The following is a 26,833-nucleotide window of genomic DNA, read 5'->3' on the forward strand; positions in this document are numbered from 1 at the left end:
TTATAAATTTTAATTGAAAAAACAAAGGCAGTTTTTGCGCTGATTTTAAATTTTTTGGAGTATAAAATGTCTAAAGGTCAAACTTTACAAGATCCGTTCTTAAATTCTCTCCGTAAAGAACGCATCCCAGTTTCCATCTTCCTTGTAAACGGTATTAAATTGCAAGGTCATATTGAATCTTTTGACCAATATGTTGTTTTATTAAAGAATACTGTAAGCCAAATGGTTTACAAACATGCAATTTCTACGGTTGTTCCTGCACGTAACCCTCGTCCTGCTGGCGCACCTGCTGGTGCTCCGGGCGCTGGTGCTCCAGGTGGCTTTGGCGGTCAACAAGGTGGCTTCGGTGGTCAAGGTGGCTTTGGTGGCGGTCAACAAGGCGGCTTCGGCGGTCAAGGTGGCTTCGGCGGTCAACAAGGTGGCTTCGGTGGTCAAGGTGGTTTTGGTCAACAAGGCGGTTTTGGTCAACAAGGCGGTTTTGGTCAACAGGGTGGTTTTGGTCAACAAGGTGGTTTCGGTGGTCAAACTTCTGACTTCGGTACTGAACCAAAATTTGAAGATTCTCAAGATGACGAAAACAATCGTTAATTTGTGATAGATATTTACACCTTATGTTAAGGGTGTATGAATTCTCGAAAAACACCCGATAAATTTATCGGGTGTTTTTTTATGTATTCATTTTGAAAAAATATAGTTTTACGGTTTATATAGACCATGATCAGTTAGGTGCAGTTTTAAAATACGACGTAATTCCAATACGGCTTCAGGTGTCTCCTGAATAGAGTGTCCGCCTTTAATAATTTTTTCAGACACAGCACCATCTAAATGCGAACTCCGATAAGGCACGATACCATCAGTCATGATGTCAGGATCATTGCTGTTAGTAATGTTGCCCATAATTGAGTGATAAATCATACCTTTTTTCGGCATGACATTCTCAGTTAACTGTGTGAATTTTGAATTATGACTTAAATCACTTGGACCATTTTGAATAAGACCACCATCAATATCTTTGAGAATTTTTTTAGGATTAAGATTTTTCTCATCTACCGAGTCTGCTAAAGCACCTAAGAATGCCCCTGGTAGTTTAATGACTTTACGTGCAGCACGTGTAAACCAACGGTCTGCATAGTCTGTACCCCGATGCGGTGCTGAAATAAAGATTGCACGATTAAAATTGGGAACAGATTGAATATTCAAACGAGCATTAAAAACGGGATCATCTTTAAAACGATTGAATTGTCTGTTTTTTAACATTTTTTGAGCATTATTTGAAAGGTTTTGGTCACTGACCAATAAGCGAGCGATGATTCCACCCATGCTATGACCAATTAACACAGCATCTTTTGCCGAAGCTGATTTTTGATCAATACTTTCAAAGCCTTGATTAATAATCGTATTAATTTGGAAGCGACTTTCTAAGATTGGCATATTAGTAGAATAGAAAATTTGCCAGACTTGATAATGCTCACGTAAAGCATTATCCCCCATAATATCATTGGTTAAACGAATCCATGCTTCTGGACTGCTTGCGAGACCATGAACCAATACAATGACTTTTTTATTCGGGTTATAGGGTTCAAGCATATATAAATGTGGCATGGTTAAGCGCTTATCACGATCAATCAGGCTTAAATAGGCTGCTGCCCCCAAATTGTTTTCTGCTAACCAAAGCCCATAAGGTGCAGAAAAATTGGCTGCTAGAGGATAACTTTTTCCACTGACATCAATTTTTTCAGTGCTGTAAGGGTCAAAAACTTTTAACTTGAAATTAGGGTTGTGTAAGATGCTGTCAACTGACTCATTTCCTTCAGGCTGTGCAGTGATGGAAACTGCCAAGTAGCGAGGCTTGTGAATATTGGGGTTCATGCCGTTACTGTATTTATGGTGTACAGGATCGACAATATATTTATCTTCTTCAGCTTTTGTTGGCTCTTTTAAGATGGTGACAAATTCAGCACCAAAACCATCACGTCTATTGATAGAGCGTAGACCTGAAAAGTTCATATTGTATGTAGATAATAATGCTTCTGGAATATTTTTTTCTAATTCGGGATAGTGAGAAAAATCAAATGTATATGTACTATTTCCTGCTTTAATCACGGATGGTGATTTTGTATTTTGAACTTCAAGAGCAATAAATTTTGCTAAAGCCTGATTGTAGAAATCTCGAATTTGAACCTGACGGTTATTAAAAATACGGTCTTGAGGTTGTCGTTCAGTTTTAAATAAATAAGCATAGCTGTAGCGAATGCTTTTATCGAGCATAGAAAGCTGTTGTGCTTGGCAATCATCATAATTTTTTTGGATGATTTTTTGTTTTTCTTCGGACTTATGTTTGGCGACTAAACTAATTTTACAATTTGAAGACGATGCCAAGGCTAAAGCTTTCGTGAGATAAATTTCACTTGCTGTGGAGAATAGTTGTTCATCTTGAATTTCTTTAATTTCATCGAGTTCATCAATGCAACGATCAGGTGCTTCAGTACAACTTTTCGCTTCACGACCTGTCATCGATAATACATTAAGGCTTGCTTCACTCATTTTTGAGCGTGTCAAAATACTGTCGCGCTCATTAGCAATCGTGACATTAATTTTTTGATTTTTGACGCTAACGACTTGACAGCCACTGAGTAAAAGTGGGCTAAAAACAAGAAGTGTGAGCAGTATATTTTTTTTAGAATGCCGCATATATATGATCTGACAGATAGTACTTTCAGATCATACGATATTTATAAGAGATTTCAATTTTATTCTAAAGAATTTTGCTAAAAAAAATAGACTGATTAATCAGTCTATTTTATAGAAAAATTTTACTTATTTTGATAGAGCTGGGTTTTTCATAATTTGCCAAACATTGTAACGATTTTGTTTGTCAATTTCTAAAATTAAACGATCAGCAACTTCTGCTTCTTCAGGGTATTTAACTTTATAGTTTTTAAGAGCTTGGATCGCATTTTTTTTCTGTTCCATACCCAAGTAAGTATTTACAGTAGAAAGATAAGCTTCTTGAACACCTGCTTTGGTTGCTTTATCTAAATAAGGCATTGCTTCACGCTGACCACCACCTTCAGACAATGAAAAACCAAACCAAAGATTTGCTTCTGGATCGTCTTTGTTGATTTTTAAAATACGCTGTGCATAGTTTAATGATTTTGTAGTGTAGCTTGAACCTAAGTCGAGATTACGACCCATGACACTTGCCTTAAATGCGCGAATGAGAATGTCAAAAGAAGCATTATCATGTGAAGCTAGGGTATCGAGTTGTGTTGAAACTTCTTTTAATTTGCTTTCAAAACCACGACGTTCTTGACGGTCGGTAAATTGTGGTGGGTAATGACGTGCTTTACCTTCAACCATCTGTAAAAAATCATCAATTGCAGTGATATCAATTTCATTTTCACCTGCAAGAACAGCATATTTCATGCCACGCTTTGAGCTGTTTACTGTTGGTACAATGAGCTTGTTGCTGTCTAGAATTAATTTTTTATTTGGGTTATTTGGATCAGTGACTTCAAGTTTTTGGACAGGTTCTGCCGCTGCTTTTTTCAGCTCAAGTTCAAACACAGGAGGCTGTGCATAGTTAAATGGATTTAGTGCATAAAAAGGTGGAGTAATATCGGGTTCTGTATAAATAATCGGTTCGTTATTGACTTTATTTTGTGATTTAACAGGAGCAGTGCCGCAAGCGGAGAGTAATGAGGCGGTGACGAGTACCAATGCCAAAGGCTTAAGAGTCATATCTTTCTTCCAATGATTTGTTGTATAAGTTAAAAATTACATGTTGGTCAGTCTAAGAAAAGAATGGGCAACATGCAACTTCAAAATGATTACGTTATTAAAATTTATACATTAAGCTTTAGATTCATTGTTTTGTGCTTCGCATTCACGGCGCACATCTTCAATAATTTTAAGTTCCTCTTCACTATACGGCTGTTCAGCATCTTGCTGCGGTTTAAAGGTGGGATCAATAAGAGATAAACGCTGACATAAATTATTCATGCGTTTTTCATTTTGAGCCAAGCGTTCAAGTAATACACGCATACCTTCAAGCATTGGATCGGTCACATCTTGCGTTGCAGCATAGGCTTGGAATGCAGGATTTTGATCTGTATTGTCTAAGCGAATATCTGTCTTTTCAGGACATGGCGCATTTTGTGTTTTTGGTTGATCCTTATTGATGAAGCGAGCAGGGTTACCAACCGCGGTCGTATCTGCAGGAACAGCTTTGGTCACTACGGCATTGGAGCCGACTTTAGCATTTTTACCGACTGTAAAAGGACCTAGAATTTTCGCACCAGCACCGACTACTACGCCATCTTCAAGCGTTGGATGACGTTTGCCAGTATTCCATGTTGTACCGCCCAATGTCACACCATGATATAGCGTAACATCATCACCAATTTCGGCAGTTTCACCAATCACCACACCCATGCCGTGATCAATAAAAAAACGTTTACCAATTTTAGCACCGGGATGGATTTCAATGCCTGTAGTGAAGCGGCTAAAAGAAGACAATAAACGTGCAGAAGTTTTACATTCCTTGACCCATAGCTCATGTGCAACGCGATGCATAATAAGAGCATGAATGCCAGGATATGTAGTTAGAACTTCAAATGTATTGCGTGCTGCAGGATCTCTCGCAAATACAGCTTGGATATCTTCTTTAAGCCATTTCAGCATTATTTTTGATCCTCTTGAGGTTTACTTTTCCATGTACCATTATTAAGGGCTTGTACACGGGTAAAAATACCTCGTAGTAAGTGGTATTCCATTTTATCTAATTGTATACGTCCGAAAAGACGACGCAAGCGTAAAGGCAATAATCTTGGGTTCTTTGGGTCCATAAATTCGATTTCTGCGAGCATTTTTTCGATATGTGGATAAAATTGCTCCATTTGCTCATGAGTAACCAAAGGTTCATCCCAATGCATGTCTTCTGAATCAGTCACATGCATGACTGCTTTGGTATCTTCTTGTTTATCTGCAAGCTCAATTGCTGCTATACGCATTTCATAGCAAATGACTTGAATGGCTTGTGCAACATTGAGAACGCCATAATCAGTATTGACAGGAATGGTGACATGATAATTTGCCATTGCCAATTCTTCGTTAGTCAAGCCACGATCTTCACGACCAAAAACAATCGCAATTTCTTGTTGCTCATGAATCACCGATTGCATTGATTTTTGTGCAGCAGGGCGAGCATCTAACAGTGGCCAAGGGATGGTGCGGCTACGAGCACTTGTACCAAAAACCAAATGGCAATCTTTAATCGCATCTTCGAGCGTATCGACAATTTCAATCTGTTCAATGAGATCAGTCGCACCCGCAGCTAAAGCATCAATATCAGGATGAGGGTAAGTCTTTGGTGCAACAAGGACGAGTTTTGATAGCCCCATGGTTTTCATTGCACGTAAAGCACTGCCTATATTGGCAGGAAGTGTCGTGTTGACCATGACGATGCGTACATGGCTTAAATGCTGAGAAATTTCAGCATTGTCGATAATGTCCATTGTAATTCCACAAAAATAAATCAGGCAGTTAATGTCTGAAGAATGAATCGGGTTTAAATTGATGGGAGAGATCAATTTAAGAATAATTAAATTTTAAAATAAAGATTTAAGTGCCATATTTTAGATAGTGTTGTTAAGAGATTTAAAGAATATTCATCAAGAATACTGACTCAGATCTTCATTGTACTGATCCATTGCATCATCCATGCTGATATTTGTCGCAGGTGGTGGGCTTACCACACGAGCAGGAGGTTGATATGCTGCGACTTTAGCAGCTTTAGATTTCACTTGATATTCAACATGCAGTGATTCTTTACCAAAATAATCACGCATTTTCGATAAAAGTTCATCGAGTGGTGCAACTTTCCATTGCTGTCCGAAATGAAACTCAGCAGTGGCATAATCATAATCAAGCATGATGTGTACAGGAATGTGTTGACACATATCCACATTACAATAAGGTTGTAAAATCTTTTGTAAATCAGATGTCAGTGTTTTTGTCAGTACTTCAGGACTGAGTTTAATTGCAATATGATTGGCACGTTTTTGACGAATTTCATTGAGGTTAAAGGCTTTGGTTAAGCGTCCCATTGGACGATCAAAACCTTCACGTTCATAAATTTCACCCTCAATCACCACGACTTTTTCATTTTGAATGATGTCTTTAAAACGGTTAAAGCGTTCATGGTTGGCAGAGACTTCAATACGTGCTGTACCATCATCCAAAGTCACCATCATGCGGTTCGGGAAATTGGCAATATCGACGACAAGACCTGCAAAAACAGTGGTAACACCACGGCGAGTAGGCGTAAGTTCATTAATACGCTGTGAAATAAAGGCTTTTAACTCAGGGCGGTACACATCAATTGGATGTCCTGTGAGGTATAAACCAAGCGTGTCTTTTTCACCTTTGAGACGCACTTCATCTGACCACGGCTTAGTGGGTTTGGCAGGTTTCCGCTGAACTTCTTCAACTTCACCAAACAAATCCATAATGCCAGTTTCACGGTTTGAACGTGCTTGCTCTGCTGCTTGAACTGCTTCAGGCAGTTGTAGCATGAGGCTTGCACGATCAATACCTAAACAGTCTAATGCACCAGAACGAATTAGGGCTTCAAGAGTACGTTTGTTGATTTTCTTTAAATCGACACGATGGCAAAAATCAAATAAATCTTTATACACACCATCATGCAAACGTGAATCAATCACAGATTGCATGGCTTGTTCACCGACACCTTTAATGGCACCTAAGCCATAAATAATAGTTTCAGCATCACTTGCATGAAATTGATAGAACGACATATTAATAGATGGTGGTAATACATTTAAACCATTGATTCGACAGTCATCAATTAAGAATACAATACTGTCGGTATTTTGCATTTCTGATGATAATACCGCAGCCATAAATTCAGATGGGTAATGCGCTTTGAGCCATGCCGTTTGATAGGCAACAAGGGCGTAGGCGGCCGCATGTGATTTGTTAAAACCATAGCCTGCAAATTTTTCCATATAGTCGAAAATATGGTTTGCAGTTTTTTCATCAATATCCTTTTTCGCAGCACCTTCAATAAAGATTTGGCGCTGTTTGACCATTTCTTCGGGTTTCTTTTTACCCATTGCACGGCGCAAAATGTCCGCGCCACCAAGAGAATAGCCTGCGCAGAATTGTGCAGCCTGCATCACCTGTTCTTGATACACCATAATGCCGTAAGTCGGTTCAAGTACGCCTTCAAGTAAAGGATGTAGATATTCAAATTCGCCACCATGCATACGGTGGATAAAGTCAGGAATAAGATCCATTGGACCTGGACGATACAAAGATACAAAGGCAATAATTTCTTCAAATTTGCTCGGACGTGCTTCCTTGAGCATTTTCTTCATGCCGACGGATTCAAACTGGAACACCGCCGTTGTATTGGCATCAGCAAATACGGTGTAGGCTTTAGCATCATCTAAAGGGATATATGTGATATCGAGAGGCTTTTCAGATTGGATGCGTTTATTGATATTTTGTACGGCATCTTCAATTACAGTGAGATTACGCAGTCCTAAAAAGTCGAATTTAACCAAACCTGCGGCTTCAACATCATCTTTATCGAACTGTGCAACACGACCTGTACCATCGGCTTCACATAGAACAGCAGAGTAGTCGGTGATTTTGGTCGGTGCAATCACTACACCACCCGCATGCTTACCTGTATTTCGGGTAATACCTTCAAGTTTGAGCGCCATTTCCCAAATTTCAGCAGCATCATCATTGTCAGGATTTGATGGATTGGTGACGATATCTTTGAGTTGTGGTTCAGCTTCAATTGATTCTTCCAAGGTTAAACCTAAAGGTTTTGTTGGAATCATTTTTGAAATGCGGTCAGCTAAACCATAAGATTTACCCAAAACTCGTGCAACGTCACGAATCGCACCTTTAGCAGCCATTGTACCGAACGTTGCAATTTGTGAAACGGCATCTCGACCATAATGACGTGCCACATAATCAATAACTTTATCTCGGCCTGCGATACAAAAGTCAATATCGAAGTCGGGCATTGAAACACGTTCAGGATTCAGGAAGCGTTCAAAAAGGAGTTCATAACGTAGTGGATCGAGATCGGTAATTTTAAGACTATAGGCAACCAATGAACCTGCACCTGAACCACGCCCTGGACCTACAGGAACTCCATTGTTTTTAGACCATTGAATGAAGTCCATGACAATCAGGAAGTAACCAGGGAAGCCCATTTTGTTGATGATATCTAACTCATATTTTAGACGTTCATCATAAGGCTGACGAATTTCAGCCCAGTCCTCATCACGCTTTTCAAGTGGATACAGGACATCTAAGCGTTCTTCAAGCCCTACTTCGGATAAATGCTCGAAGTAGGTCTCAATGGTGTGACCTTCAGGAATTGGGTAGTCAGGTAAGTCATTGAAACCTAAGCGAAGTGAAACGGTACAACGCTTGGCAATTTGTATAGTATTTTCAATGGCACTTGGAATATCTGAAAACAGCTCAATCATTTCAGCCGAGCTTTTAAAGTATTGCTCAGGCGTATAATTTTTAGGACGTTTGCTATCACCAAGGACATAACCATCGGCAATACAAACACGAGCTTCATGAGCTTCATAGTCTTCAGCACGAATAAAATGCACATCATTAAGCGCAACGACACCAATGTTGTATTTTGCTGCCAGTTTGACCGCTTCTTGAATAAAGTCTTCTTCCATCGGGCGTTGTGTTCGCGTTAATGCAAGATAAACACGGTTACCAAATTTTTCAATCCACTGTTCAAGCAGAGGTTCAGCTTTTTCAGGATAAGCTGACACCAACATTTCACCGACATCACTGTGCAAACCAAGTAAAACAATAAGGTCTTGTGATTGTTCAAGTACCCATTCTTTTTGAACACATGGAATACTGAGTTGCTGACCTTCAATATAGCCACGAGACACGATTTCAGTTAGTCCACGCCAACCTTTTTTAGTCATGGCTAATAAAGTGGCTCTATGTGAAGCATCATTTAAACGAATCGTACTGCCCAAAATTGGCTTGATGCCTTTGGCTAAAGTCTTGTTATAAAATTTGACCGCAGCATGCAGGTTAGACAGATCGGTAATTGCCAATGCAGGCATTTCATCACTTGCAGCAGCCTTCACTAAATCAGGGATCCGTACGATCGACTCTGTGATCGAAAACTCTGTATGAATACCAAGATGTACAAACTGCATAAAAAGATCCTGTGCTGAAGCAGGCAATATTTTAGCACGCTCTGTGTCTGATATGCTGTTCAAAACTTGAAAAACGTGTTGATGTTATCAAGAACTTGTCATGTTTGAGCATTTTAATTTGCCAAAGAAATCATTTATGATGATGCACTAGAATAATTTTTAAGTATCTTTTTATACAACTGAAAAATCATAGACTGGGAAAAATTAAAGTTATGAAAATTAAAGCACTCGCATTGTCATTATTTTTAGCATGTTCTATTGTCCCAAATGTTTATGCTGACGAAGCTGTTGAATATAGCGCTGCATTGGTTAAAAAAGCTGAAAAAGGTGATGCTCAAGCGCAGTATGATTTAGGCGAAGCTTATTACCAAGGTAACAATGTTGAACAAGATTACGAACAAGCTTTTGAATGGTATAAAAAGTCAGCGGCAAAAGGAAATTTAGACGGCATTTTTTCAGTGGGTTATATGTATGACAACGGCGAATTTGTCGAAGAAAATAATCCTGAAGCGATGAAGTGGTATTTGAAAGCAGCCAATAAAGGGCATGCATTTTCACAATATTATATTGGTTCAATGCTTGAAGAAGGTGAAGATGGTGTTGAAGCCAATCCTAAAAAATCAATTGAATGGATAAAAAAAGCAGCAGATGGTGGTTATGCACAGGCACAAAATCATTTGGGCTATAATTATGCCAATGGTATTAATGTTGACGAAGACAAAGCTTTAGCGGTCAAATATTATCGTTTAGCTGCAGCTCAGGACTATGATGAAGCACAGAACAACTTAGGTACGATGTATCACTTAGGGGAAGGTGTAGAACAAAATTATGCTGAAGCAATGCGTTTATATAATCTTGCTTATGATCAGGGTAATGAACTCGCAGCTTCAAACATTGGCTTGCTGTATGAAAATGGCGAAGGTGTGAAAAAGGATTATAAAAAGGCAGCAGAATATTATGAGCAAGCCGTTGAATTAGGTGATTCAAGCTCACTAGAAAATTTGGCCGATTTGTATGAAGAAGGTGGTTTTGGTTTGAAAAAAGACATTCGTAAATCAAAAGAATACCGCGCACGGTATGCAGATTAATAAAGACGACAGCATGATATTGATGTGAATATCATATTATTACTTTGAATCGTATAAATAAAAAGTGCCTAAATTTTCAGGCACTTTTTATTTTCAAGGTTTATTTGTGATTAGATTTAACAGGTCTTAATCCTAATAATCCCAAAATATACGCTGAATTTCTTTTGCATCGGTAGTTTTAGTCAGCGCAAGTGCAGCAAGCAGTTTAGCTTTTTGTGGATTGAGGTCATGTGCGACAACCCAACCATATTTATCATCGGGTTGTTCTGCGTTACGTAGGACAAAGCCTTGTGGAACACGAGATGAGCGAATGATTTGAACGCCTTGTTTTTGGAGTTCATTCAAGGTCGGTACAATATAATTTGCTACAGAACCATTGCCTGTTCCTGCATTGATAATCGCTTTTACACCTGCTTTAGCATAAGCATTATAGGCATCAGGGAGCATATTGCCTGAGCCATAAACAATTTGTACTGGAGGGAGGTTGTCGCCTTTGATATTTTCAATATTAAATTCTGAGCTGTTGTTATGGCGTTTTACTGTATTACGGAACCAATAGGGCTTGCCTTCAACAAGCATACCAAGCGAACCCCATTGGCTTGTAAAAGCGTTGGTGTGAATATTGATCGATTTTGTTACATCTCTAGCTGCAAAAATATCATCATTCATGAGAACAAAAGTACCTTTGCCTTTTGCGCTGTCATCAGCAGCGAGCGCAACTGCACTATAAAGGTTCAATGGACCATCAGCAGAGAGTGCAGTTCCGGGGCGCATTGACCCAACTACCACAATAGGTTTGTCAGAATGAATGACTAAATTAAGAAAAAATGCAGTTTCCTCAAGAGTATCTGTACCATGTGTAATGACGACACCATTTACATCGGGTTTTTTCAATAAATCATTAACTTGACGAGCAAGAGACAATAATTCCTTGTCGGTAATACTTTCAGATGCGACTTGCATCGCCTGCACGCCTGTGACATTGGCAAGGTTTTGTATTTGTGGAACAGCATTGAGTAATGCATCAACAGGGACTTTTGCCGCCGTGTAAGTCGCACTATTTGTAGAGCTAGCACCTGCCCCCGCAATTGTACCGCCCGTTGCAACGACAACGACATTATTTTTGGCAAAAACCATACATGGAAGTAATAGGCTTAAACTAAGTGTAAGTGCTGAAATTGTTCTTTTCATAAAGATTCCTTTAAAATTCTGTCCATGTTCTAAGCATTTTTTGTACCAACTTTTAAATTAATACAGATGAGTTGTATTTGCCTATACTGATTTTAAAATGTGAAGTTTTAAATGATCATTCAAATTTATAGTGTATGTATTTATTGTTGAATATTGGATAAATAAATTGCTTTATAACGCTATTTTAAAAATAAAATAAAGGTATATATGATTTTTTAGACAAAAAAGGCACTCAACTGAGTGCCTTTTTGATCATTCTTATTTAACTTAATATTAACATTAACGCATTTTTGCCAAGAAGCGACCTAAACGAGTCATTGCTTCACGAAGTTCATTTTCAGCAGGTAAGAACACCACACGGAAATGATCAGGTGTAGGCCAATTAAAACCAGTTCCTTGAACTAAAAGTACTTTTTCTGCACGTAAAAAATCGAGCATAAATTTTTCGTCATCCTGAATTGGATAAATTTCAGGATCTAGTTTAGGGAAGCAATACATTGCACCTTCAGGTTTTACACAACTTACACCAGGAATTTCATTGAGCATTTCCCAAGCAATATTACGTTGCTCATATAAACGACCGCCGGGACGAATCAAGTCATTAATGGACTGATAACCACCTAAAGCAGTTTGAATAGCATATTGAGCTTGATGATTAGCACATAAACGCATAGATGCGAGCATATCTAAACCTTCAATATAATCTGTAGCACGTGATTTATCACCAGTAATAGCCATCCAACCCGAACGATAGCCTGCAATACGGTAAGCTTTAGATAAACCATTAAACGATACGCACAATTGATCTCCTGCAAGCGCAGCAACAGCAACGTGTTCAATACCGTCATAAATAATTTTGTCGTAAATTTCATCAGCAAATAAAATTAAGTCGTATTTTTTTGCAAGTGCAACAATTTGTTCAAGTACATGGCGTGGGTACACAGAACCTGTTGGATTATTTGGATTAATAATCACAATACCACGCGTATTTGGCGTGATTTTACTTTCCATGTCTGCAATGTCAGGGTACCAATGGTTTTGGTCATCACATTTATAGTGAATTGCTGTACCACCTGATAAATTCACTGCAGCAGTCCACAGCGGATAGTCAGGCATTGGAATAAGCATTTCATCGCCATCATCAAGTAGACCTTGCATTGCCATCACAATCAGTTCAGACACACCATTGCCGATATACACGTCATTGACATGCATGTCTAAAATACCTTTTTGTTGATAGTACTGACAAATGGCTTTACGCGCAGGAAAAATTCCTTTTGAATCAGTATAACCAATCGCATTTGGTAAGTTTAAAGCGACATCTTTAATAATTTCTTGTGGTGCTTCAAAACCAAAAGGTGCAGGATTGCCGATATTGAGTTTAATAATTTTATGTCCGGCTTCTTCCATCTCATTGGCGGCTCTTAACACTGGCCCACGAATGTCGTAGCATACATGCTCGAGCTTTGACGATTTTTTGATTTCGCGTGGAGAAGTGTTACCTAAAACGGACATAATCCCATCCAATTATTTTGAGTTAGAAAAATAGATTACTGAAATATCACAATCTATGTTGAAATTTAGCTGGAATTTTTTTAAATGACAGCGTAAATATGGAAGTACGGAGAGCATGACATTGAATCTCGAAGAATTAAAGGAGTTTAATGATGGGAAAACTCAATAAGACAGACCGTGAATGGCAAAGAGAGTTATCACCAGAAGAGTTTAGGATCACTCGCCAAAAAGGAACGGAAGCTGCTTTTACGGGGAAATATTGGGACACTAAACAACAAGGAACTTACGTCTGTCGTTGTTGTGGAGAAGCACTATTTAGTTCAGATAATAAATACGATAGCGGCTGTGGTTGGCCGAGTTTTTATAAGGCACTTAATGGAACTGCGATAGAAGAGCACGATGACCATACACATGGTATGGAGCGTACAGAAATTGTGTGTCACCACTGTGATGCGCATTTGGGGCATGTCTTTGAAGATGGTCCAGAACCGACCGGATTGCGCTACTGTGTCAATTCCGCTTCACTTGAATTAAAAACACAAGAAAAAAATGATGAGGATACATATCCATGACCAGCATTTATCAATTTGAAGCTGAACTATTGGAAGGGCAAAATAAGTCACTGTCAGATTACGAAGGAAAAGTATTATTGATTGTGAATACGGCAAGCAAGTGTGGTTTTACACCACAGTTTGCTGGTCTTGAAAAATTATATGAACAATATAAAAATCAGGGTTTTGAAGTCTTAGGCTTTCCAAGTAATCAATTCGGAGGACAAGACCCAGGGAGCAATGAGCAAATTGGTGAGTTCTGTCAGCGCAATTATGGTGTGACGTTTCCTATGTTTGCCAAAGTTGATGTCAAAGGTCCTGAAGCCCATATTGTATTTCGCTATTTAACCAATAACAGTAAAGGTGTTTTGGGTAATGGTATTAAATGGAATTTCACTAAATTTTTAATCAATAAAAAAGGGCAAGTGGTGAATCGTTATGCACCGACAACAAAGCCTGAAACGCTAATAGCAGATATTGAACAGGAATTGGCGAAGTAAATTTAAATCATTAGAATACAATTATGAATTTTAGGCGATCAAAGAATCGCCTAATCTTAAAAATTAATCTGCTTGTAGTTAAAGTGAGTAGAGGTGTTGAGTTGATGCAATTCAATTGATGGACTTATTGGACTTATAAGTTATAGGTATTGTAATAAAATTTAATTTTTTTGTAATTTGCGTTATCATCAGACGAAGTAATTAAAACGCCGAACAGGGTCATACTTAGATAACAATGAAAACTAAAATTTTACTTATAATCGTATCAGTAATACTTGTACAAACTACTTTTGCTAGTCCTGAATCGGATAAAAGCAAGCAATTATTAAGTGTGTTAAATCAGAGTACGTTTATGGATGGTTATCCTGACATAAAAGATGATTTTAATGCGGATGAATACGTAAATCGTTATAAGCGGGGATGGGAAAAGGCACCTGTTTTTAATTTAAGTAACAATGAAGTTAAAGCAGGTAAAGAAAATATTGAAGTCAAAATTACCGCTTTTCCTGATGGGCGCATTCAGAATGTAGAACTTTTAGAATCAACAGGTAGTAGTAAAACGGATCAGAAAGTTGTCTCTGCAATTAAAAAAGCTAAATTAAAGGCAATGCCTTATCCTGATGAAAATTTGACTTATAATATTATTCAAAATGTTAAATTACAGTAATTGATGTAAAGACTTAGCTAATTACTAAGATGATATTGATGAAAATTTGTTTGAGCGAATAGTTGTGAATTTGTTTTATTATTTTGGGTGTCTCGGAAACCAATAGTATAGACAATCGTTTAATGAAGTCATTTGAAATTGGCAATATTAAAAATAAAGTTATGTTAGGCGTCGATTATTATAAAAATAAAACTGATGGTGTGAATAATGGTTTTGGTTTTGCCCCACCGATAGACATGTTTAACCCAGTGCATCAATCTACACCGTATCATTTTAAATGGACTGCGTCTGGGGGCTGGAATTCGTTATATCGGTAGTACGAATGATGAACAATATTATGAAGGATATAAGGTGGATCCTTATACGCTATATGATGCGATGCTTAGTTATCCGCTAAATGAGCAGTTTGATGTACAAGTTAATGCGACGAATTTAAGTAATAAGGAATATGTAAGTACATGTCAATTCTATTGTTACTATGGGGCTGAATGTGCAGTGGATATACGTGTAACGTATAAATGGTAATTTGATGAGTATTTAAGTAAAAAATGGGCTGTGTAGCCCATTTTTATTGATCAAATCTAAATACTTAAAGAATAGATTTTAATCGTTTAACTACTTCTGCACATTGTTCAAGATCTGCAACGAGTGCAAGACGGACATGATTTTCACCAGGGTTCCCTTGCTCTGTTTCACGAGATAAATAACGACCTGGTAATACTTTAATGTGAGCTTTTTCCATGAGCATCTTGGCAAAATTTTCATCATTATCGACTTTGAGCCAATAGTAAAAGCCTGCATCAGGTTTTTTCAGTGGTAATAAATGTCCCAATTCTTTTTGGAAAAGATCAAATTTAGCGCGGTATTGAACACGGTTTTCTTCTACGTGGGTTTCATCATTCCATGCTGCAACTGAAGCAAGCTGATGTTGAACAGGCATTGCTGCACCGTGATAGGTGCGGAACTTTAAATATGGTTTCAATAAAGTTGCATCACCCGCAACAAAGCCTGAACGCATGCCTGGTAAGTTTGAGCGCTTAGACAATGAATGGAAAACGACACAATTTTTATAGTCATCACGTCCCATTTCAGCACAAACTTCGAGTAAACCAATAGGTGCTTCATCGAACCAGAGTTCCGAATAGCATTCATCCGATGCAATTACAAAATTGTATTGGTCAGATAAAGCGATTAGTTTTTTAAATTGTTCTTTTGATAATACAGCACCTGTAGGATTTCCTGGTGTACAGACAAAGAGTAATGCTGTTTTTTCCCAAACTTCGGCAGGAACAGCATCAAAGTCACCTAAATAATCATTTTCTTCGGTACAGTTGATAAAATAGGGTTGTGCGCCTGCAAGTAAAGTTGCGCCTTCATAAATTTGATAAAACGGATTTGGCATTACCACATAAGGTGCTTCATCACGGTTAATCAAGGCTTGAACAAAAGAAAAAATGCCTTCACGTGTACCTGTAACAGGAATGATGTGATCTTCTGCACTGATATTATTGAGTTTAAAGCGACGAGTTAACCAATTGGCAATACTCTGACGTAATTCAGGTAAACCTTTGCTGTTTGGATAAGTCGAAAGATGTTGGAAGTTATCAATAATTGCTTGTTTGACAAACTCAGGTGCAGGATGCTTTGGTTCACCAATCGACAGAGGAATCTGTGGCAGTGCAGCAGGTTGCACATCCTGAAAAAGTTTATTTAACTTTTCAAATGGATAGGGATGTAATAAAGACAAACTTGAGTTCATGAAACAATTACCAACTTTTGAATTTGAATGAAAAATAGTGAGTAAAATGAGGTGGAAGATTTACTACATATTATCAGGTTGAATACTCATGGTATGCTATTTTTCAAAATTTTATGAAAGATCTTAAATGAAATTTAGTTGTATTTTGATGCATAGATGGCATGAGTAAAAATATTTAAATTTCCTTCTCCTTTCGGGAGAAGGAGGATCTTTCAGAATATTAAAGAGCACATCATAAAGCGTGCACCATTAGAATCGATCTGCAACAGCTAAATTCCACATTCTGAAATAAAAGTTTTCATCATCTTTGTTTTCACAATTGAGCAATTCACCTTCTTTTAACCAAAAATGTAGCTGCGCATAGTTTTTGATTTCACGGTCGCTAATGCGCTGTGCAAGATGATGCGCTTTAATTTCATTTGGATGCTCTAAACCAGCGGCAGCAAGCATTTCTGCAAGTGCTTTCATTGTATTTTGTTGAAAATGAAATACCCGATCTGCTTTGGTCGGAACATCAAGTGCTTTTTGACGTTGAGCATCTTGTGTTGCAACCCCAACAGGACATTGGTTTGTATGGCAACTTTGCGCTTGCACACAACCTACGGCAAACATAAAGCCACGTGCAGAATTGACCCAATCGGCACCCATCGCCATGATGCTTGCAATATCAAAAGCACTGATGATTTTACCACTGGCACCAATTTTAATTTGATCTCTTAAGCCTGCACCAACCAGTGTATTGTGCACAAAAAGTAGGGCTTCACGTAATGGTGTTCCCATGTGATCAATCAGCTCGATTGGTGCTGCACCTGTACCACCTTCAGAACCATCTACTACAATAAAATCGGGTACAATTTTTGTTTCAAGCATAGCTTTGACAATGCTCATAAATTGCCATGGTTGCCCAATACATAGTTTAAAACCGACAGGTTTACCACCCGATAGTATGCGTAGTTTTTGGATAAACTGCATCATTTCAATTGGTGTACTAAATGCGGAATGACTTGCAGGTGATACACAGTCACGATCACGAGGAACACCACGAATCTGTGAAATTTCTTCTGTAATTTTATGTTTGGGTAAAATACCGCCGTGACCGGGTTTTGCTCCTTGTGAAAGTTTAATTTCAATCATTTTAATGACATCGTTGTTGATTGCCTGTTGTTGAAATTTATCAGGATCAAATTTGCCATCAAGTGTACGGCAGCCAAAATAACCACTACCGATTTCCCAAACAATATCACCACCATTTTCAAGATGATAAGGGCTTAAACTGCCTTCACCTGTATCATGGTAGAAATTGCCCATTTTGGCACCTTTATTCAAGGCACGAATCGCATTGGCGCTTAAGCTTCCGAAGCTCATTGCTGAGATATTCATAATCGCTGCACTATAGGGTTGTGAACATTGTTCATTACCAATTTGAATGCGGAAGGTTTTAAAGTCAGCAGGTGTGCGGGGCGCAAGGGAATGGGTTAAAAAGCGATAATCTTCTTGATAGACATCAATAATTGAACCAAATGGTTTATCGGCATTTTCATTTTTTGCACGTTGGTATACAAGGCTACGTTGTGAGCGTGAAAAGGGTAAAGCATCTTCATCTGATTCAATGAAATATTGACGAATCTCAGGTCGAAAACTTTCAAAAAAAAAGCGGAAATGTCCCATAATTGGGTAGTTGCGTAAAATGGCATGTTTGTCTTGGATCACGTCATAGAAGCCCACAACTGTGAGGAAAAGACTAATCACCCAGACAACATTAAGTAAAGTGTCTGAAAAAAAATAATAAATTAAATGAGATTGCTGAAATAAAATGACCCAAGATAAATAAATGGCGATAAAAATGCAGAGAAACCAGACCGAATTACGGGAAAAAAAAGTATTTAAAAGTTTACTTCTTATTGCTTGCGAAGGGCTTGCCATTGTTATTAAGAATCCTGCTAATTATATAGATGATTACGTTGCATTTTAAAAAGAGAATTCTCAAGTATATATTTGTTAGAGCTGAGAATCATTCTAACTTTTTGGCATTTAACAAGAGTTAAAATAAAAACCTGTGCAATCATTCATTACACAGGTTTTTATGGATTTAGAACGAAATTTTAAGAGACTAATTTAGTCTAAATATAATCTATTCCTCAGTTGGGACTAGCATCATGATTGATTCATTGAGTAGACCTGCGATGTTTTCTAAAACCTCATCATCTGCCAATTCAATATTCAATTCTACGGCTTGACCATCTGCAATTTTTTTCAATGTTGGTGCAAATTGGGCTGAAATACAGATAGATTCACCATTTGCCCAAAACAGTAATACATTGTTTTGCTCAGTATAAATTAAGCGTGAAGCAGGCTCGATTTGCAGTAAATAGCCTTGCTCAAGCACTTCTTCCAAGTCACCTGTACCAATCGATTCTGCTTCAGGAATATTTTCAGGGTATTTAGACTCTGCCATTAGACTCATAATGGCATCTTCTAAAAGGGTAGAGTCATTCAGTTTTGCTAATAATTCAGCTTTGAGGTGGTCTAATTCTACTTGAGTCACTTGACCAATTGGATTTTGATGATTACGTAAGACATCGATCAATGGATTGCGAAGTGATTGATTTGACATGAATTTATCACTAACACGATCCATCATATCTGCAACATTGGGCATGCGGAAACCAAATGAGTAAGTGAGACATTCATCTTCAGCCACGCCAAAGTGTGATAAACCTGGGGGCACATAGAGTAAGTCACCTGGTGCAAGGACTTCATCAAAATGTACGTCTATTTCAGGGAGTAATTTGAGTGGTTGACCCTCGACAAATGCAGAGTCAGTATCACACATTTGACCCAACTGCCAACGACGATGTCCATAACCTTGAACAAGAAATACATCATAAAAGTCAAAGTGTTTTCCGACAGAACCGCCTTGAGGTGCATATGACACCATAATGTCATCACGACGCCATTGTGGAATAAAGGGAAATTTTTTCCAAAGTTCAGCTAAATCAAATGAATAATGATCTACAGCTTGAACAAGAAGCGTCCAAAACTTTGGCATTTTTTGGAAATCACCTTTAACAAGTGGTGAATTTTTCACTGTCCACTGATTTGGGTCTTTGTCTTTTTGTTTAATTAAACGAGCAGTTGTATTTTCATCAAGGGCAAGTTCCATCACATCATCAGGAACTAAAATCTCTGCGATTTCTGGTAGGGCATTACGTACCAATAACGGTTTTTTTTGCCAATATTCTGAGAGAAATTGTTCTGCGGTAATTCCGCCTAAAACATCTAAAGGTTGGGACATGAAAATAGCCTAAGCAAAATTAAATCAATATTGAGTGTATTGTCTTATGATCAAAGGGGGTGGTGCAAGTTTTTACAAGTTTATTTAGATCATTGAAATAAAGATGAGATTGGTTTGAGCTTATTTAACTTTCAAGGTAATAAAATTCCGAGTGTTCTCAAAATCCTACACAACTGAATCATTGGCATACCCATCAATGTGGTTTGATCTTGCCCAATCATTTGTTCAAACAGACTAATTCCCAAACTTTCACACTTAAAACTTCCTGCACAGTGCAAAGGGCTATCCAACAGCACATAACGCTGAATTTCTTCAAGACTTAAATCGCGGAACTTGACATGATAATGTTCCACCAAGGTTTGCTCAAAACCTGAAGCTAAATGTTGCACACTCAATGCTGTACTGAAATAAACATTCTTACCCGAATTTGCCTCCAACTGCTGAATGGCTTTTTCAACAGTCAAAGGTTTACCAATAAATTCTTGCGGTGAATGCTCTCGCCAAGCCACTTGATCTGAGCCAATGACAATGGCATGAGGATGATCTTGTGCAATCACTTGTGCTTTTTCAAAAGCCAATCTTTTCGCTAAATCATCTGCATGAGTTTCACCTTGAGGTGACTCATCAATATCGGGAGAAATGCACAGATAATCTAAACGTAGGCGGTTCATCAAGTCTTTACGTGTTTGACTTGATGATGCCAAAATGATCTGAGTTCGGTTATTCATCGAAGATGCTGAATATGACATTAGACTGCATATTCCATAACAACATCTAAGGGTACATAAGATAAAACTGCTTGATGACAGGCTTCCGCTTTGACACGAGGTGCTTGACCATCTTGATAAGCTTGAACCCAACGTGTTACGCAAATGCACCAAAAATCACCAGGTTGTAATCCCGGGAAACCATGTTCAGGTAAAGGCGTGGTTAAATCATTACCAGTACTTAGCGAATAACTTAGAAATTCAGAGGTCATTTCAGCACACATGGTATGTTGACCCAGATCAGAAGGGGAAGTATGGCAAAAACCATTACGGAAATAGCCTGTAATAGGTAGGAAACAACAACTTGCCAATGGCTCACCAAAGACATTTAAACCATTGATTTTTGGATCAGGATGAAAAGACATAAATCACTAAAATAATGCAGAGATTGCTTATAATAATCAAAACTAACAATTTCTACAGCATTTCTACAAAAGTCGCTAACCTTTTTTTCTCTAATCATTTAGAATCAACGCGATTTTAGACTATAAGAGAACGATGCATGAACTTTCAGCGTATGACTGACCTCGATTTAGCAGGCAAGCGTGTACTTATTCGAGAAGATTTAAACGTACCTGTTAAAAATGGCGTGATTACAAGCGATGCACGTTTACGTGCAGCTTTACCGACAATCAAACTTGCCCTTGAAAAAGGTGCAGCGGTAATGGTGTATTCACATTTAGGTCGTCCTGTTGAAGGTGAACCAAAAGCTGAACAATCTTTAGCACCAGTTGCTGCTTATTTGACTGAAGCTTTGGGTCAAGATGTAAAATTATTTACTGATTATTTGGATGGCGTTGAGGTGGTAGCAGGTCAAGTGGTACTACTTGAAAACTGTCGTTTTAACAAAGGTGAAAAGAAAAACAATCCTGAGCTTGCGGCAAAATATGCAGCACTTTGTGATGTATTTGTTATGGATGCTTTTGGTACAGCACATCGTGCAGAAGCATCAACAGAAGGCGTTGCACGTTTAGCGAAAGTTGCAGCAGCAGGTCCTTTACTCGCAGCAGAATTGGATGCTTTAGGTCGTGCGCTTCAAACTCCTGAAAAACCAATGGTTGCAATTGTTGCAGGTTCAAAAGTATCGACTAAACTTGATGTCTTAACGTCACTTTCTGATTTATGTGATCAATTGATCGTGGGCGGTGGTATTGCCAATACATTCCTTGCTGCTGCAGGTTATAATGTCGGTAAGTCATTGTGTGAACATGACTTAATTGACACAGCAAAAGCGATTGCTGCGAAAGTTTCTGTTCCACTTCCTACAGACGTTGTGGTTGCCGATGCTTCTGAAATTAACTTTGATGATTTCTTAGGTTCACTTGCTGTGGCAAAAGCTGTAGTTAAAAAAGTTGAAGATGTTACAGACAACGACATGATTTTAGATGTCGGTCCTGAAACTGCACAAGTATTCGCGGACATTCTAAAAACCTCTAAAACTATTCTTTGGAATGGTCCAGTTGGCGTATTTGAAGTTGATCAATTTGGTGAAGGCACTAAGGCACTTTCATTGGCAATTGCAGAATCCGCAGGCTTCTCAATCGCTGGCGGTGGTGATACTTTAGCTGCGATTGATAAATATGACGTTGCAGACAAAATTGGTTATATCTCTACTGGTGGTGGCGCTTTCCTTGAGTTTGTAGAAGGTAAAACATTACCTGCTGTTGCTGTACTTATTGAACGTGCTTAAGTATATTCTTTAAAAGTAATATACAAATGATGTATTTAAAAGGTTGGCTTAGGCTGACCTTTTTTTGTTTTTGAAGGTTTTGTGACACATTCGTTTGTCATTCATCATTAAGTCATCAAAATGAAATATTGCTGAAATAAAATACATCGTATTCAGTCAGCAATTATTGGAAAAATGTGATGAAATTTAAATTTGTACTTGCAGCATTGATTGCTCTACCTTTCGCTTTAACTGCATGTTCAAAACAAGAAAATGCACCTGCATCTGAACAGGTTGCAGTTTCTAGCGCAGCGACTACAGAATCTGAAACAATATCAGCAGAACAAAAAGCAGCAATAGATGCACTTGACCAACCCGTTTTAGATGAAAAAAATACAGATATTCCTGCTGAAAAAGCTAATGCACCTGCAGATGTGGCAACACATGCGACAGAAGAAGAAGCACTAATAGCGCAATAATTTTAGTAAATACTAGATTTTTAGAAAAAGTCCCTGCCAATGCAGGGACTTTTTTTTGAAATACTACATATTGTTGCTGAATTGAAATACTTCCGCATGTAGAATATGGGGCATTGCTTGGGAGGATATTATGGCTCTTATTTCATTGCGTCAGCTTTTGGATCATGCCGGTGAACACAATTACGGCGTTCCTGCGTTTAACGTAAACAACTTAGAACAAATGCGTGCAATCATGTTAGCCGCAGATGAAACAAATTCACCTGTCATCGTGCAAGCTTCGGCAGGCGCGCGTAAATATGCGGGTGCACCGTTTTTACGTCATTTGATTTTAGCGGCAATTGAAGAATGGCCACATATTCCAGTGGTTATGCACCAAGATCATGGTACTGATCCTGATGTTTGTCAGCGTTCAATTCAATTGGGTTTTTCATCAGTAATGATGGATGGTTCTTTGGCTGCAGATGGTAAAACACCAACGTCATACGAATATAACGTAGATGTCACTCGTCGTACAGTTGCAATGGCGCATGCATGTGGTGTTTCTGTAGAAGGCGAAATTGGCGTTTTAGGAAGTCTTGAAACAGGTATGGCAGGTGAAGAAGATGGTGTAGGCGCTGAAGGCGTACTTGACCATTCTCAACTAGTCACTTCTGTTGAAGAAGCACGTCAGTTTGTTGCTGATACAAACGTTGATGCCTTGGCAATTGCTGTTGGTACTTCACACGGTGCGTACAAATTTACACGTCCACCTACAGGTGACATTTTGGCAATTGAGCGTATTAAAGAAATTCACGCTGCAATTCCAAATACGCATCTTGTTATGCATGGTTCAAGTTCTGTTCCTCAAGAATGGCTTGCAATCATTAACCAATATGGCGGAGACATCAAAGAAACTTATGGTGTTCCTGTTGAGCAATTGGTTGAAGCAATCAAACATGGCGTTCGTAAAATCAACATCGATACAGATTTACGTTTAGCATCTACAGGTGCGATGCGTCGTATGATGGCTGAAAAACCAAGTGAATTCGATCCACGTAAATTCTTTGCAGAAACTGTAACTGCAATGAAGCAAATCTGTGTAGATCGTTATACACAATTTGGTACAGCAGGTAATGCTGACAAAATTCGTCCAATTTCTTTAGAGAAAATGGTTGATCGTTATAAATAATTTTTAAAATTATTAAACGATTAGAACAAGAAAAAGCCCACAAAATGTGGGCTTTTTCTTGTAAAAAATGAGTGAATTCATATGGAACTTATCTTTACCGCAGCGACATGTAGTGTCATTGTGTCTATTCTTTTAAAATGGTTTAAAGCACAAAATTATGTGCCTATGCAGATGATTACTGCCAATTATGCGATTGCAAGCCTGCTAGCATATTTATGGTTTAAGCCTGATTTAGCACATATTTCGGTATCGGAAACGCCATGGTGGCTTATTATTTTACTCGGTATTGCTCTTCCGAGCGTATTTTTGTGTTTATCGAAATCTTTACAGACAGCAGGTATCGTTAAAACTGAAATTGCACAACGACTAGCGGTAATTTTATCACTCAGTGCAGCCTATTTTTTATTTCAAGAACAATTCTCGACCTTAAAAATTATTGGAATTGTTTTGGGTTTAGGGGCTGTGGGTTGTATTTTATATTCACATCAGCAGCAATCCGAAAAATCCACAAAACAAGGCATGTATGCTTTACTCAGTGTATGGTTAGGCTATGCACTTATTGATATTCTACTCAAATATACCTCAAGTTTAGGTGTGCAATTTGCTGTTAGTTTAAATTTAATGTTTTTTATGGCATTGATTTTAAGCATTTTATATTTACTGATCAAAAAAACCAAATGGCATACTAAAAGTTTATGTGCAGGTTTATTACTTGGATTGTTAAATTTTGCCAATATTGCATTGTATGTCAAAGCGCATATTTTGTTAAAAGATTCTCCTGCGGTTGTTTTTGCAGGGATGAATTTTATAGTGATTTTATTGGGTGTAATTGCAGGCTTATTTATATTTAAAGAAGAAATGAAAACATCAACAGTATTGGGCTTGGTGCTCGGATTAGGTGGAGTTATTTGTTTAGCGTTGGCAATTTAGTATTTTATTCATCACGGTGACCTGAAAGGTAGCAGATTATGCAGTCCAATTTGTTTATAGAAAATATCAAACTTGTTCTCAATAATATTCGTTTAGTTCCGTTAAGTTATGAACATGAACAGGGTTTAGCTGAAGCCGTGAAAGATGGTGAATTGTGGAATTTACGGATAACATCAACACCACATTTTTCAGAAGTCCGAAACTATATTGAAATAGCATTGATACAAAAGGAAAACGGCAGTCGTTATCCTTTTGCAGTGCTTGAAGAAAATACGGGAAAAATTTTAGGAACAACGAGTTATCACGATATTCTTGAAAATGTAAAACGCTATGAAATTGGTTATACGTGGTATGCGAAATCTGCGCAACGTACGCATGTGAATACGACTTGTAAATTATTGCTTCTCGAATATGCTTTTGAGCAATTGGATGTAAATACAGTGGGTTTACGAACGGATCAATTTAATTTTAAAAGTCAGCGAGCGATTGAGCGTCTAGGTGCGAAAAAAGATGGCGTTATTCGTGGAGATACAATGCGAAAAGATGCTACGATCCGAGATACCATCATGTACAGTATTGTGAAAGGCGAGTGGGGTAATGTAAAAGAACATCTGCACTCGTTATTAGCGTTGCGCTGAGTTAAATGGTCTGTTGATTAGAATAAGTATCATCAGAAAATTAAATTAGATTATTTCAATCATATAAGCGATAAATGCCACTAAATTTTTCACAGCCGACTTGTGTCGTTTTGACCACCAAAAGTGCTTTTTGGAAGTTGAGTTGATATTTACAATCATGCTCATTGTCTAAAATTTCATTCTTTTTGTCGGGAGTGGTATAGGCGAGTAAAGAAACAGTTTGGCTTGAAGTACGGTTATTGGGATTACGATAAGCTAAACCTTCAATTTTAATACGATCTTTGCTGAGTTGATGCACTTGTAGATGCACAGGTGATTTGGCCATTTTACCATTTGTATACTTAATAAAATGCTGCGTTAGGCTTTGATTCATTGATGTATAAAAATTCAAGTCTTCAAGGCGAAGTTCAAATTGTGCTTTGACACAAGCGGTATTTTTACATTGTTGTAAGCGACTAAACCACAGGCGATGGGTGTCATCAATTAGGCGAAGTGGGGCATCAGTCACCAAATAAGCAGTTAAATATTTATCATTTAACTGTTCGCGTAAAGGACTAAGTTTGTCACTACAAATGAGCTTCGAATTTGCGAAATTTAGAGTCGAATTACATTGAATAGGCTGTGCATAAGCTGTGCTTAAACCTACAACGCTCAGTAGAAGTACGGTCAGTGGTTTATTAATCAATTTAGTCTCGGTATTCAACAGCATGATCGCTTATACTTTCACAATGTATGCAGATGTACTATAGCGAAATCGCAGGTGCATATACAACAATTAAACGTTTAATTCCGTATCGAAAACAGTTGAGAGGTGTCTAACATGATCATTCCAATCCGTATAGGGCAAGGTATGGATGTACATGCATTTGAACAAGGTGATTTTGTGACACTAGCAGGAATTAAAATTCCACATACACATGGTTTAAAAGCACACTCTGATGGTGATGTGGTTTTACATGCACTCTGTGATGCTTTATTGGGTGCACTAGCATTGGGAGATATTGGACAACATTTTCCAGATACGGATGCTCAGTTTAAAGGTGCAGATAGTAGAGTATTGCTTAAACACGTTTATCAATTGATTTTAGATCGTGGCTATGTGTTAGGTAATGCCGATATTACTGTGGCATGTGAACGTCCAAAATTAGCGAAGCATAATTTGGAAATGCGTCAAAGTATTGCAGATATTTTAAACGTCGATGTGACGCAAATTAGCGTAAAAGCGACTACGACAGAAAAATTGGGTTTTACTGGACGTCAGGAAGGGATTTTATCGACTGCGACGGTATTGATTATGCACCAAAAATAAGTCTAAAAAGAGAACAGAAATTGAACTCTATTCTCTTTAAGTATTAATTTACATACAGTTTAATT

At 38.0% G+C, this 26,833-nt stretch carries 26 protein-coding genes; 13 read left to right on the plus strand and 13 right to left on the minus strand.

Annotation, left to right across the window (positions count from 1 at the left end; genetic code table 11):
- The first annotated feature begins 66 nt into the window (after positions 1 to 66).
- Positions 67 to 588, plus strand: coding sequence for an RNA chaperone Hfq (hfq, locus tag ACK2M2_RS08315; protein WP_419347424.1), 522 nt, complete (start codon positions 67 to 69; stop codon positions 586 to 588).
- Between the two features lie 108 nt (positions 589 to 696).
- Here the strand turns inward: hfq and ACK2M2_RS08320 are convergent, their stop codons facing one another.
- The 5 genes from ACK2M2_RS08320 to dnaE form a co-directional block, all read right to left on the minus strand.
- Complete coding sequence (locus tag ACK2M2_RS08320) at positions 697 to 2,691, minus strand: lipase family alpha/beta hydrolase (RefSeq protein WP_419347427.1); 1,995 nt, start codon at positions 2,689 to 2,691, stop codon at positions 697 to 699.
- Between the two features lie 126 nt (positions 2,692 to 2,817).
- Positions 2,818 to 3,741, minus strand: a complete 924-nt coding sequence (locus ACK2M2_RS08325; protein ID WP_409511377.1) for an ABUW_2363 family tetratricopeptide repeat lipoprotein — start codon at positions 3,739 to 3,741, stop codon at positions 2,818 to 2,820.
- A gap of 111 nt (positions 3,742 to 3,852) precedes the next feature.
- Positions 3,853 to 4,683, minus strand: a complete 831-nt coding sequence (gene cysE, locus ACK2M2_RS08330) for a serine O-acetyltransferase (RefSeq protein ID WP_409511376.1) — start codon at positions 4,681 to 4,683, stop codon at positions 3,853 to 3,855.
- Positions 4,683 to 5,516 (minus strand): RNA methyltransferase, encoded by an 834-nt coding sequence (locus ACK2M2_RS08335; RefSeq protein ID WP_419347430.1) that lies wholly within the window; start codon positions 5,514 to 5,516, stop codon positions 4,683 to 4,685. Before ACK2M2_RS08335 ends, cysE begins: the two co-directional genes overlap by 1 nt.
- A gap of 156 nt (positions 5,517 to 5,672) precedes the next feature.
- Positions 5,673 to 9,242, minus strand: coding sequence for a DNA polymerase III subunit alpha (gene dnaE / locus ACK2M2_RS08340; RefSeq protein WP_419347433.1), 3,570 nt, complete (start codon positions 9,240 to 9,242; stop codon positions 5,673 to 5,675).
- A 212-nt stretch (positions 9,243 to 9,454) separates the two neighbouring features.
- Here dnaE and ACK2M2_RS08345 point away from each other — a divergent pair, with 212 nt between their 5' ends.
- The gene (locus ACK2M2_RS08345; protein ID WP_409511373.1) at positions 9,455 to 10,330 is read left to right on the plus strand and encodes a tetratricopeptide repeat protein; all 876 of its coding nucleotides are present in this window, start codon (positions 9,455 to 9,457) and stop codon (positions 10,328 to 10,330) included.
- Between the two features lie 132 nt (positions 10,331 to 10,462).
- Here the strand turns inward: ACK2M2_RS08345 and ACK2M2_RS08350 are convergent, their stop codons facing one another.
- Complete coding sequence (locus ACK2M2_RS08350) at positions 10,463 to 11,521, minus strand: asparaginase (protein ID WP_419347436.1); 1,059 nt, start codon at positions 11,519 to 11,521, stop codon at positions 10,463 to 10,465.
- A gap of 279 nt (positions 11,522 to 11,800) precedes the next feature.
- The gene (locus tag ACK2M2_RS08355) at positions 11,801 to 13,036 is read right to left on the minus strand and encodes a pyridoxal phosphate-dependent aminotransferase (RefSeq protein ID WP_419347438.1); all 1,236 of its coding nucleotides are present in this window, start codon (positions 13,034 to 13,036) and stop codon (positions 11,801 to 11,803) included.
- Between the two features lie 152 nt (positions 13,037 to 13,188).
- Between ACK2M2_RS08355 and msrB the strand changes: the two genes are divergently transcribed.
- The 5 genes from msrB (at position 13,189) to ACK2M2_RS08380 (ending at position 15,279) form a co-directional block, all read left to right on the plus strand.
- Entirely contained in the window at positions 13,189 to 13,608 is a 420-nt protein-coding gene (gene msrB / locus ACK2M2_RS08360) for a peptide-methionine (R)-S-oxide reductase MsrB (RefSeq protein ID WP_409511370.1), read from the plus strand.
- Positions 13,605 to 14,087, plus strand: coding sequence for a glutathione peroxidase (locus tag ACK2M2_RS08365; protein WP_409511369.1), 483 nt, complete (start codon positions 13,605 to 13,607; stop codon positions 14,085 to 14,087). The genes msrB and ACK2M2_RS08365 overlap by 4 nt, the downstream gene beginning before the upstream one ends.
- A gap of 235 nt (positions 14,088 to 14,322) precedes the next feature.
- Positions 14,323 to 14,754 carry an energy transducer TonB family protein gene (locus ACK2M2_RS08370; RefSeq protein ID WP_409511368.1) on the plus strand — a complete coding sequence of 144 codons (432 nt, stop codon included), beginning with the start codon at positions 14,323 to 14,325 and terminating at the stop codon, positions 14,752 to 14,754.
- Positions 14,755 to 14,876: 122 nt separating this feature from the next.
- Positions 14,877 to 15,071: a hypothetical protein gene (locus ACK2M2_RS08375; RefSeq protein WP_419347442.1), complete on the plus strand. Its 195-nt coding sequence runs from the start codon at positions 14,877 to 14,879 to the stop codon at positions 15,069 to 15,071.
- Positions 15,064 to 15,279, plus strand: coding sequence for a hypothetical protein (locus ACK2M2_RS08380; protein ID WP_419347507.1), 216 nt, complete (start codon positions 15,064 to 15,066; stop codon positions 15,277 to 15,279). Before ACK2M2_RS08375 ends, ACK2M2_RS08380 begins: the two co-directional genes overlap by 8 nt.
- Before the next feature lie 64 nt (positions 15,280 to 15,343).
- Here the strand turns inward: ACK2M2_RS08380 and dapC are convergent, their stop codons facing one another.
- From dapC to ACK2M2_RS08405, 5 genes are all read right to left on the minus strand, one after another.
- Positions 15,344 to 16,513, minus strand: coding sequence for a succinyldiaminopimelate transaminase (gene dapC, locus ACK2M2_RS08385; RefSeq protein WP_419347443.1), 1,170 nt, complete (start codon positions 16,511 to 16,513; stop codon positions 15,344 to 15,346).
- A gap of 249 nt (positions 16,514 to 16,762) precedes the next feature.
- On the minus strand, positions 16,763 to 18,436 hold the full coding sequence (locus ACK2M2_RS08390; protein WP_409511365.1) for an FMN-binding glutamate synthase family protein: 1,674 nt from the start codon (positions 18,434 to 18,436) through the stop codon (positions 16,763 to 16,765).
- A 208-nt stretch (positions 18,437 to 18,644) separates the two neighbouring features.
- Positions 18,645 to 19,808, minus strand: a complete 1,164-nt coding sequence (locus ACK2M2_RS08395) for a JmjC domain-containing protein (protein WP_419347445.1) — start codon at positions 19,806 to 19,808, stop codon at positions 18,645 to 18,647.
- A 131-nt stretch (positions 19,809 to 19,939) separates the two neighbouring features.
- On the minus strand, positions 19,940 to 20,536 hold the full coding sequence (locus tag ACK2M2_RS08400; protein WP_419347510.1) for a Maf family protein: 597 nt from the start codon (positions 20,534 to 20,536) through the stop codon (positions 19,940 to 19,942).
- A gap of 20 nt (positions 20,537 to 20,556) precedes the next feature.
- Complete coding sequence (locus ACK2M2_RS08405; RefSeq protein ID WP_409511363.1) at positions 20,557 to 20,940, minus strand: DUF2237 family protein; 384 nt, start codon at positions 20,938 to 20,940, stop codon at positions 20,557 to 20,559.
- A 137-nt stretch (positions 20,941 to 21,077) separates the two neighbouring features.
- Here ACK2M2_RS08405 and ACK2M2_RS08410 point away from each other — a divergent pair, with 137 nt between their 5' ends.
- From ACK2M2_RS08410 to ACK2M2_RS08430, 5 genes are all read left to right on the plus strand, one after another.
- Complete coding sequence (locus tag ACK2M2_RS08410) at positions 21,078 to 22,265, plus strand: phosphoglycerate kinase (RefSeq protein WP_419347448.1); 1,188 nt, start codon at positions 21,078 to 21,080, stop codon at positions 22,263 to 22,265.
- 179 nt (positions 22,266 to 22,444) lie between these two features.
- Positions 22,445 to 22,723: a hypothetical protein gene (locus tag ACK2M2_RS08415; protein WP_419347451.1), complete on the plus strand. Its 279-nt coding sequence runs from the start codon at positions 22,445 to 22,447 to the stop codon at positions 22,721 to 22,723.
- A 130-nt stretch (positions 22,724 to 22,853) separates the two neighbouring features.
- Complete coding sequence (gene fba / locus ACK2M2_RS08420; protein WP_419347453.1) at positions 22,854 to 23,891, plus strand: class II fructose-bisphosphate aldolase; 1,038 nt, start codon at positions 22,854 to 22,856, stop codon at positions 23,889 to 23,891.
- 81 nt (positions 23,892 to 23,972) lie between these two features.
- A complete protein-coding gene (locus tag ACK2M2_RS08425) occupies positions 23,973 to 24,821 on the plus strand; it encodes an EamA family transporter (protein ID WP_419347456.1) in 849 nt (282 codons plus the stop codon).
- A 38-nt stretch (positions 24,822 to 24,859) separates the two neighbouring features.
- Positions 24,860 to 25,459, plus strand: a complete 600-nt coding sequence (locus ACK2M2_RS08430) for a GNAT family N-acetyltransferase (protein WP_419347459.1) — start codon at positions 24,860 to 24,862, stop codon at positions 25,457 to 25,459.
- Positions 25,460 to 25,514: 55 nt separating this feature from the next.
- Here the strand turns inward: ACK2M2_RS08430 and ACK2M2_RS08435 are convergent, their stop codons facing one another.
- On the minus strand, positions 25,515 to 26,168 hold the full coding sequence (locus ACK2M2_RS08435) for an A1S_1983 family putative colistin resistance protein (RefSeq protein WP_409511357.1): 654 nt from the start codon (positions 26,166 to 26,168) through the stop codon (positions 25,515 to 25,517).
- A gap of 111 nt (positions 26,169 to 26,279) precedes the next feature.
- On the opposite strand from ACK2M2_RS08435, the gene ispF reads away from it, so the two are divergent.
- Positions 26,280 to 26,768, plus strand: a complete 489-nt coding sequence (gene ispF / locus ACK2M2_RS08440; RefSeq protein ID WP_419347462.1) for a 2-C-methyl-D-erythritol 2,4-cyclodiphosphate synthase — start codon at positions 26,280 to 26,282, stop codon at positions 26,766 to 26,768.
- The last annotated feature ends 65 nt before the right edge of the window (positions 26,769 to 26,833 follow it).

It is taken from the genome of Acinetobacter sp. TY1 (genome assembly GCF_048551395.1).
In the GTDB taxonomy this organism is placed as follows: Bacteria; Pseudomonadota; Gammaproteobacteria; order Pseudomonadales; family Moraxellaceae; genus Acinetobacter.

What these genes read in the sequence shown, in the direction of transcription:
- ACK2M2_RS08345 (WP_409511373.1), top strand. Translation starts at nt 9,455, where the DNA reads ATGAAAATTAAAGCACTCGCATTGTCATTATTTTTAGCATGTTCTATT.
- ACK2M2_RS08400 (WP_419347510.1), bottom strand. Translation starts at nt 20,536, where the DNA reads ATGAATAACCGAACTCAGATCATTTTGGCATCATCAAGTCAAACACGT.
- ACK2M2_RS08395 (WP_419347445.1), bottom strand. Translation starts at nt 19,808, where the DNA reads ATGTCCCAACCTTTAGATGTTTTAGGCGGAATTACCGCAGAACAATTT.
- ACK2M2_RS08370 (WP_409511368.1), top strand. Translation starts at nt 14,323, where the DNA reads ATGAAAACTAAAATTTTACTTATAATCGTATCAGTAATACTTGTACAA.
- ACK2M2_RS08355 (WP_419347438.1), bottom strand. Translation starts at nt 13,036, where the DNA reads ATGTCCGTTTTAGGTAACACTTCTCCACGCGAAATCAAAAAATCGTCA.
- ACK2M2_RS08325 (WP_409511377.1), bottom strand. Translation starts at nt 3,741, where the DNA reads ATGACTCTTAAGCCTTTGGCATTGGTACTCGTCACCGCCTCATTACTC.
- ACK2M2_RS08430 (WP_419347459.1), top strand. Translation starts at nt 24,860, where the DNA reads ATGCAGTCCAATTTGTTTATAGAAAATATCAAACTTGTTCTCAATAAT.
- msrB (WP_409511370.1), top strand. Translation starts at nt 13,189, where the DNA reads ATGGGAAAACTCAATAAGACAGACCGTGAATGGCAAAGAGAGTTATCA.
- fba (WP_419347453.1), top strand. Translation starts at nt 22,854, where the DNA reads ATGGCTCTTATTTCATTGCGTCAGCTTTTGGATCATGCCGGTGAACAC.
- cysE (WP_409511376.1), bottom strand. Translation starts at nt 4,683, where the DNA reads ATGCTGAAATGGCTTAAAGAAGATATCCAAGCTGTATTTGCGAGAGAT.
- ACK2M2_RS08375 (WP_419347442.1), top strand. Translation starts at nt 14,877, where the DNA reads ATGAAGTCATTTGAAATTGGCAATATTAAAAATAAAGTTATGTTAGGC.
- ACK2M2_RS08335 (WP_419347430.1), bottom strand. Translation starts at nt 5,516, where the DNA reads ATGGACATTATCGACAATGCTGAAATTTCTCAGCATTTAAGCCATGTA.
- ACK2M2_RS08390 (WP_409511365.1), bottom strand. Translation starts at nt 18,436, where the DNA reads ATGGCAAGCCCTTCGCAAGCAATAAGAAGTAAACTTTTAAATACTTTT.
- ACK2M2_RS08410 (WP_419347448.1), top strand. Translation starts at nt 21,078, where the DNA reads ATGAACTTTCAGCGTATGACTGACCTCGATTTAGCAGGCAAGCGTGTA.
- ACK2M2_RS08425 (WP_419347456.1), top strand. Translation starts at nt 23,973, where the DNA reads ATGGAACTTATCTTTACCGCAGCGACATGTAGTGTCATTGTGTCTATT.
- ACK2M2_RS08320 (WP_419347427.1), bottom strand. Translation starts at nt 2,691, where the DNA reads ATGCGGCATTCTAAAAAAAATATACTGCTCACACTTCTTGTTTTTAGC.
- dapC (WP_419347443.1), bottom strand. Translation starts at nt 16,513, where the DNA reads ATGAACTCAAGTTTGTCTTTATTACATCCCTATCCATTTGAAAAGTTA.
- ispF (WP_419347462.1), top strand. Translation starts at nt 26,280, where the DNA reads ATGATCATTCCAATCCGTATAGGGCAAGGTATGGATGTACATGCATTT.
- ACK2M2_RS08350 (WP_419347436.1), bottom strand. Translation starts at nt 11,521, where the DNA reads ATGAAAAGAACAATTTCAGCACTTACACTTAGTTTAAGCCTATTACTT.
- hfq (WP_419347424.1), top strand. Translation starts at nt 67, where the DNA reads ATGTCTAAAGGTCAAACTTTACAAGATCCGTTCTTAAATTCTCTCCGT.
- ACK2M2_RS08405 (WP_409511363.1), bottom strand. Translation starts at nt 20,940, where the DNA reads ATGTCTTTTCATCCTGATCCAAAAATCAATGGTTTAAATGTCTTTGGT.
- ACK2M2_RS08435 (WP_409511357.1), bottom strand. Translation starts at nt 26,168, where the DNA reads ATGCTGTTGAATACCGAGACTAAATTGATTAATAAACCACTGACCGTA.
- ACK2M2_RS08415 (WP_419347451.1), top strand. Translation starts at nt 22,445, where the DNA reads ATGAAATTTAAATTTGTACTTGCAGCATTGATTGCTCTACCTTTCGCT.
- dnaE (WP_419347433.1), bottom strand. Translation starts at nt 9,242, where the DNA reads ATGCAGTTTGTACATCTTGGTATTCATACAGAGTTTTCGATCACAGAG.
- ACK2M2_RS08365 (WP_409511369.1), top strand. Translation starts at nt 13,605, where the DNA reads ATGACCAGCATTTATCAATTTGAAGCTGAACTATTGGAAGGGCAAAAT.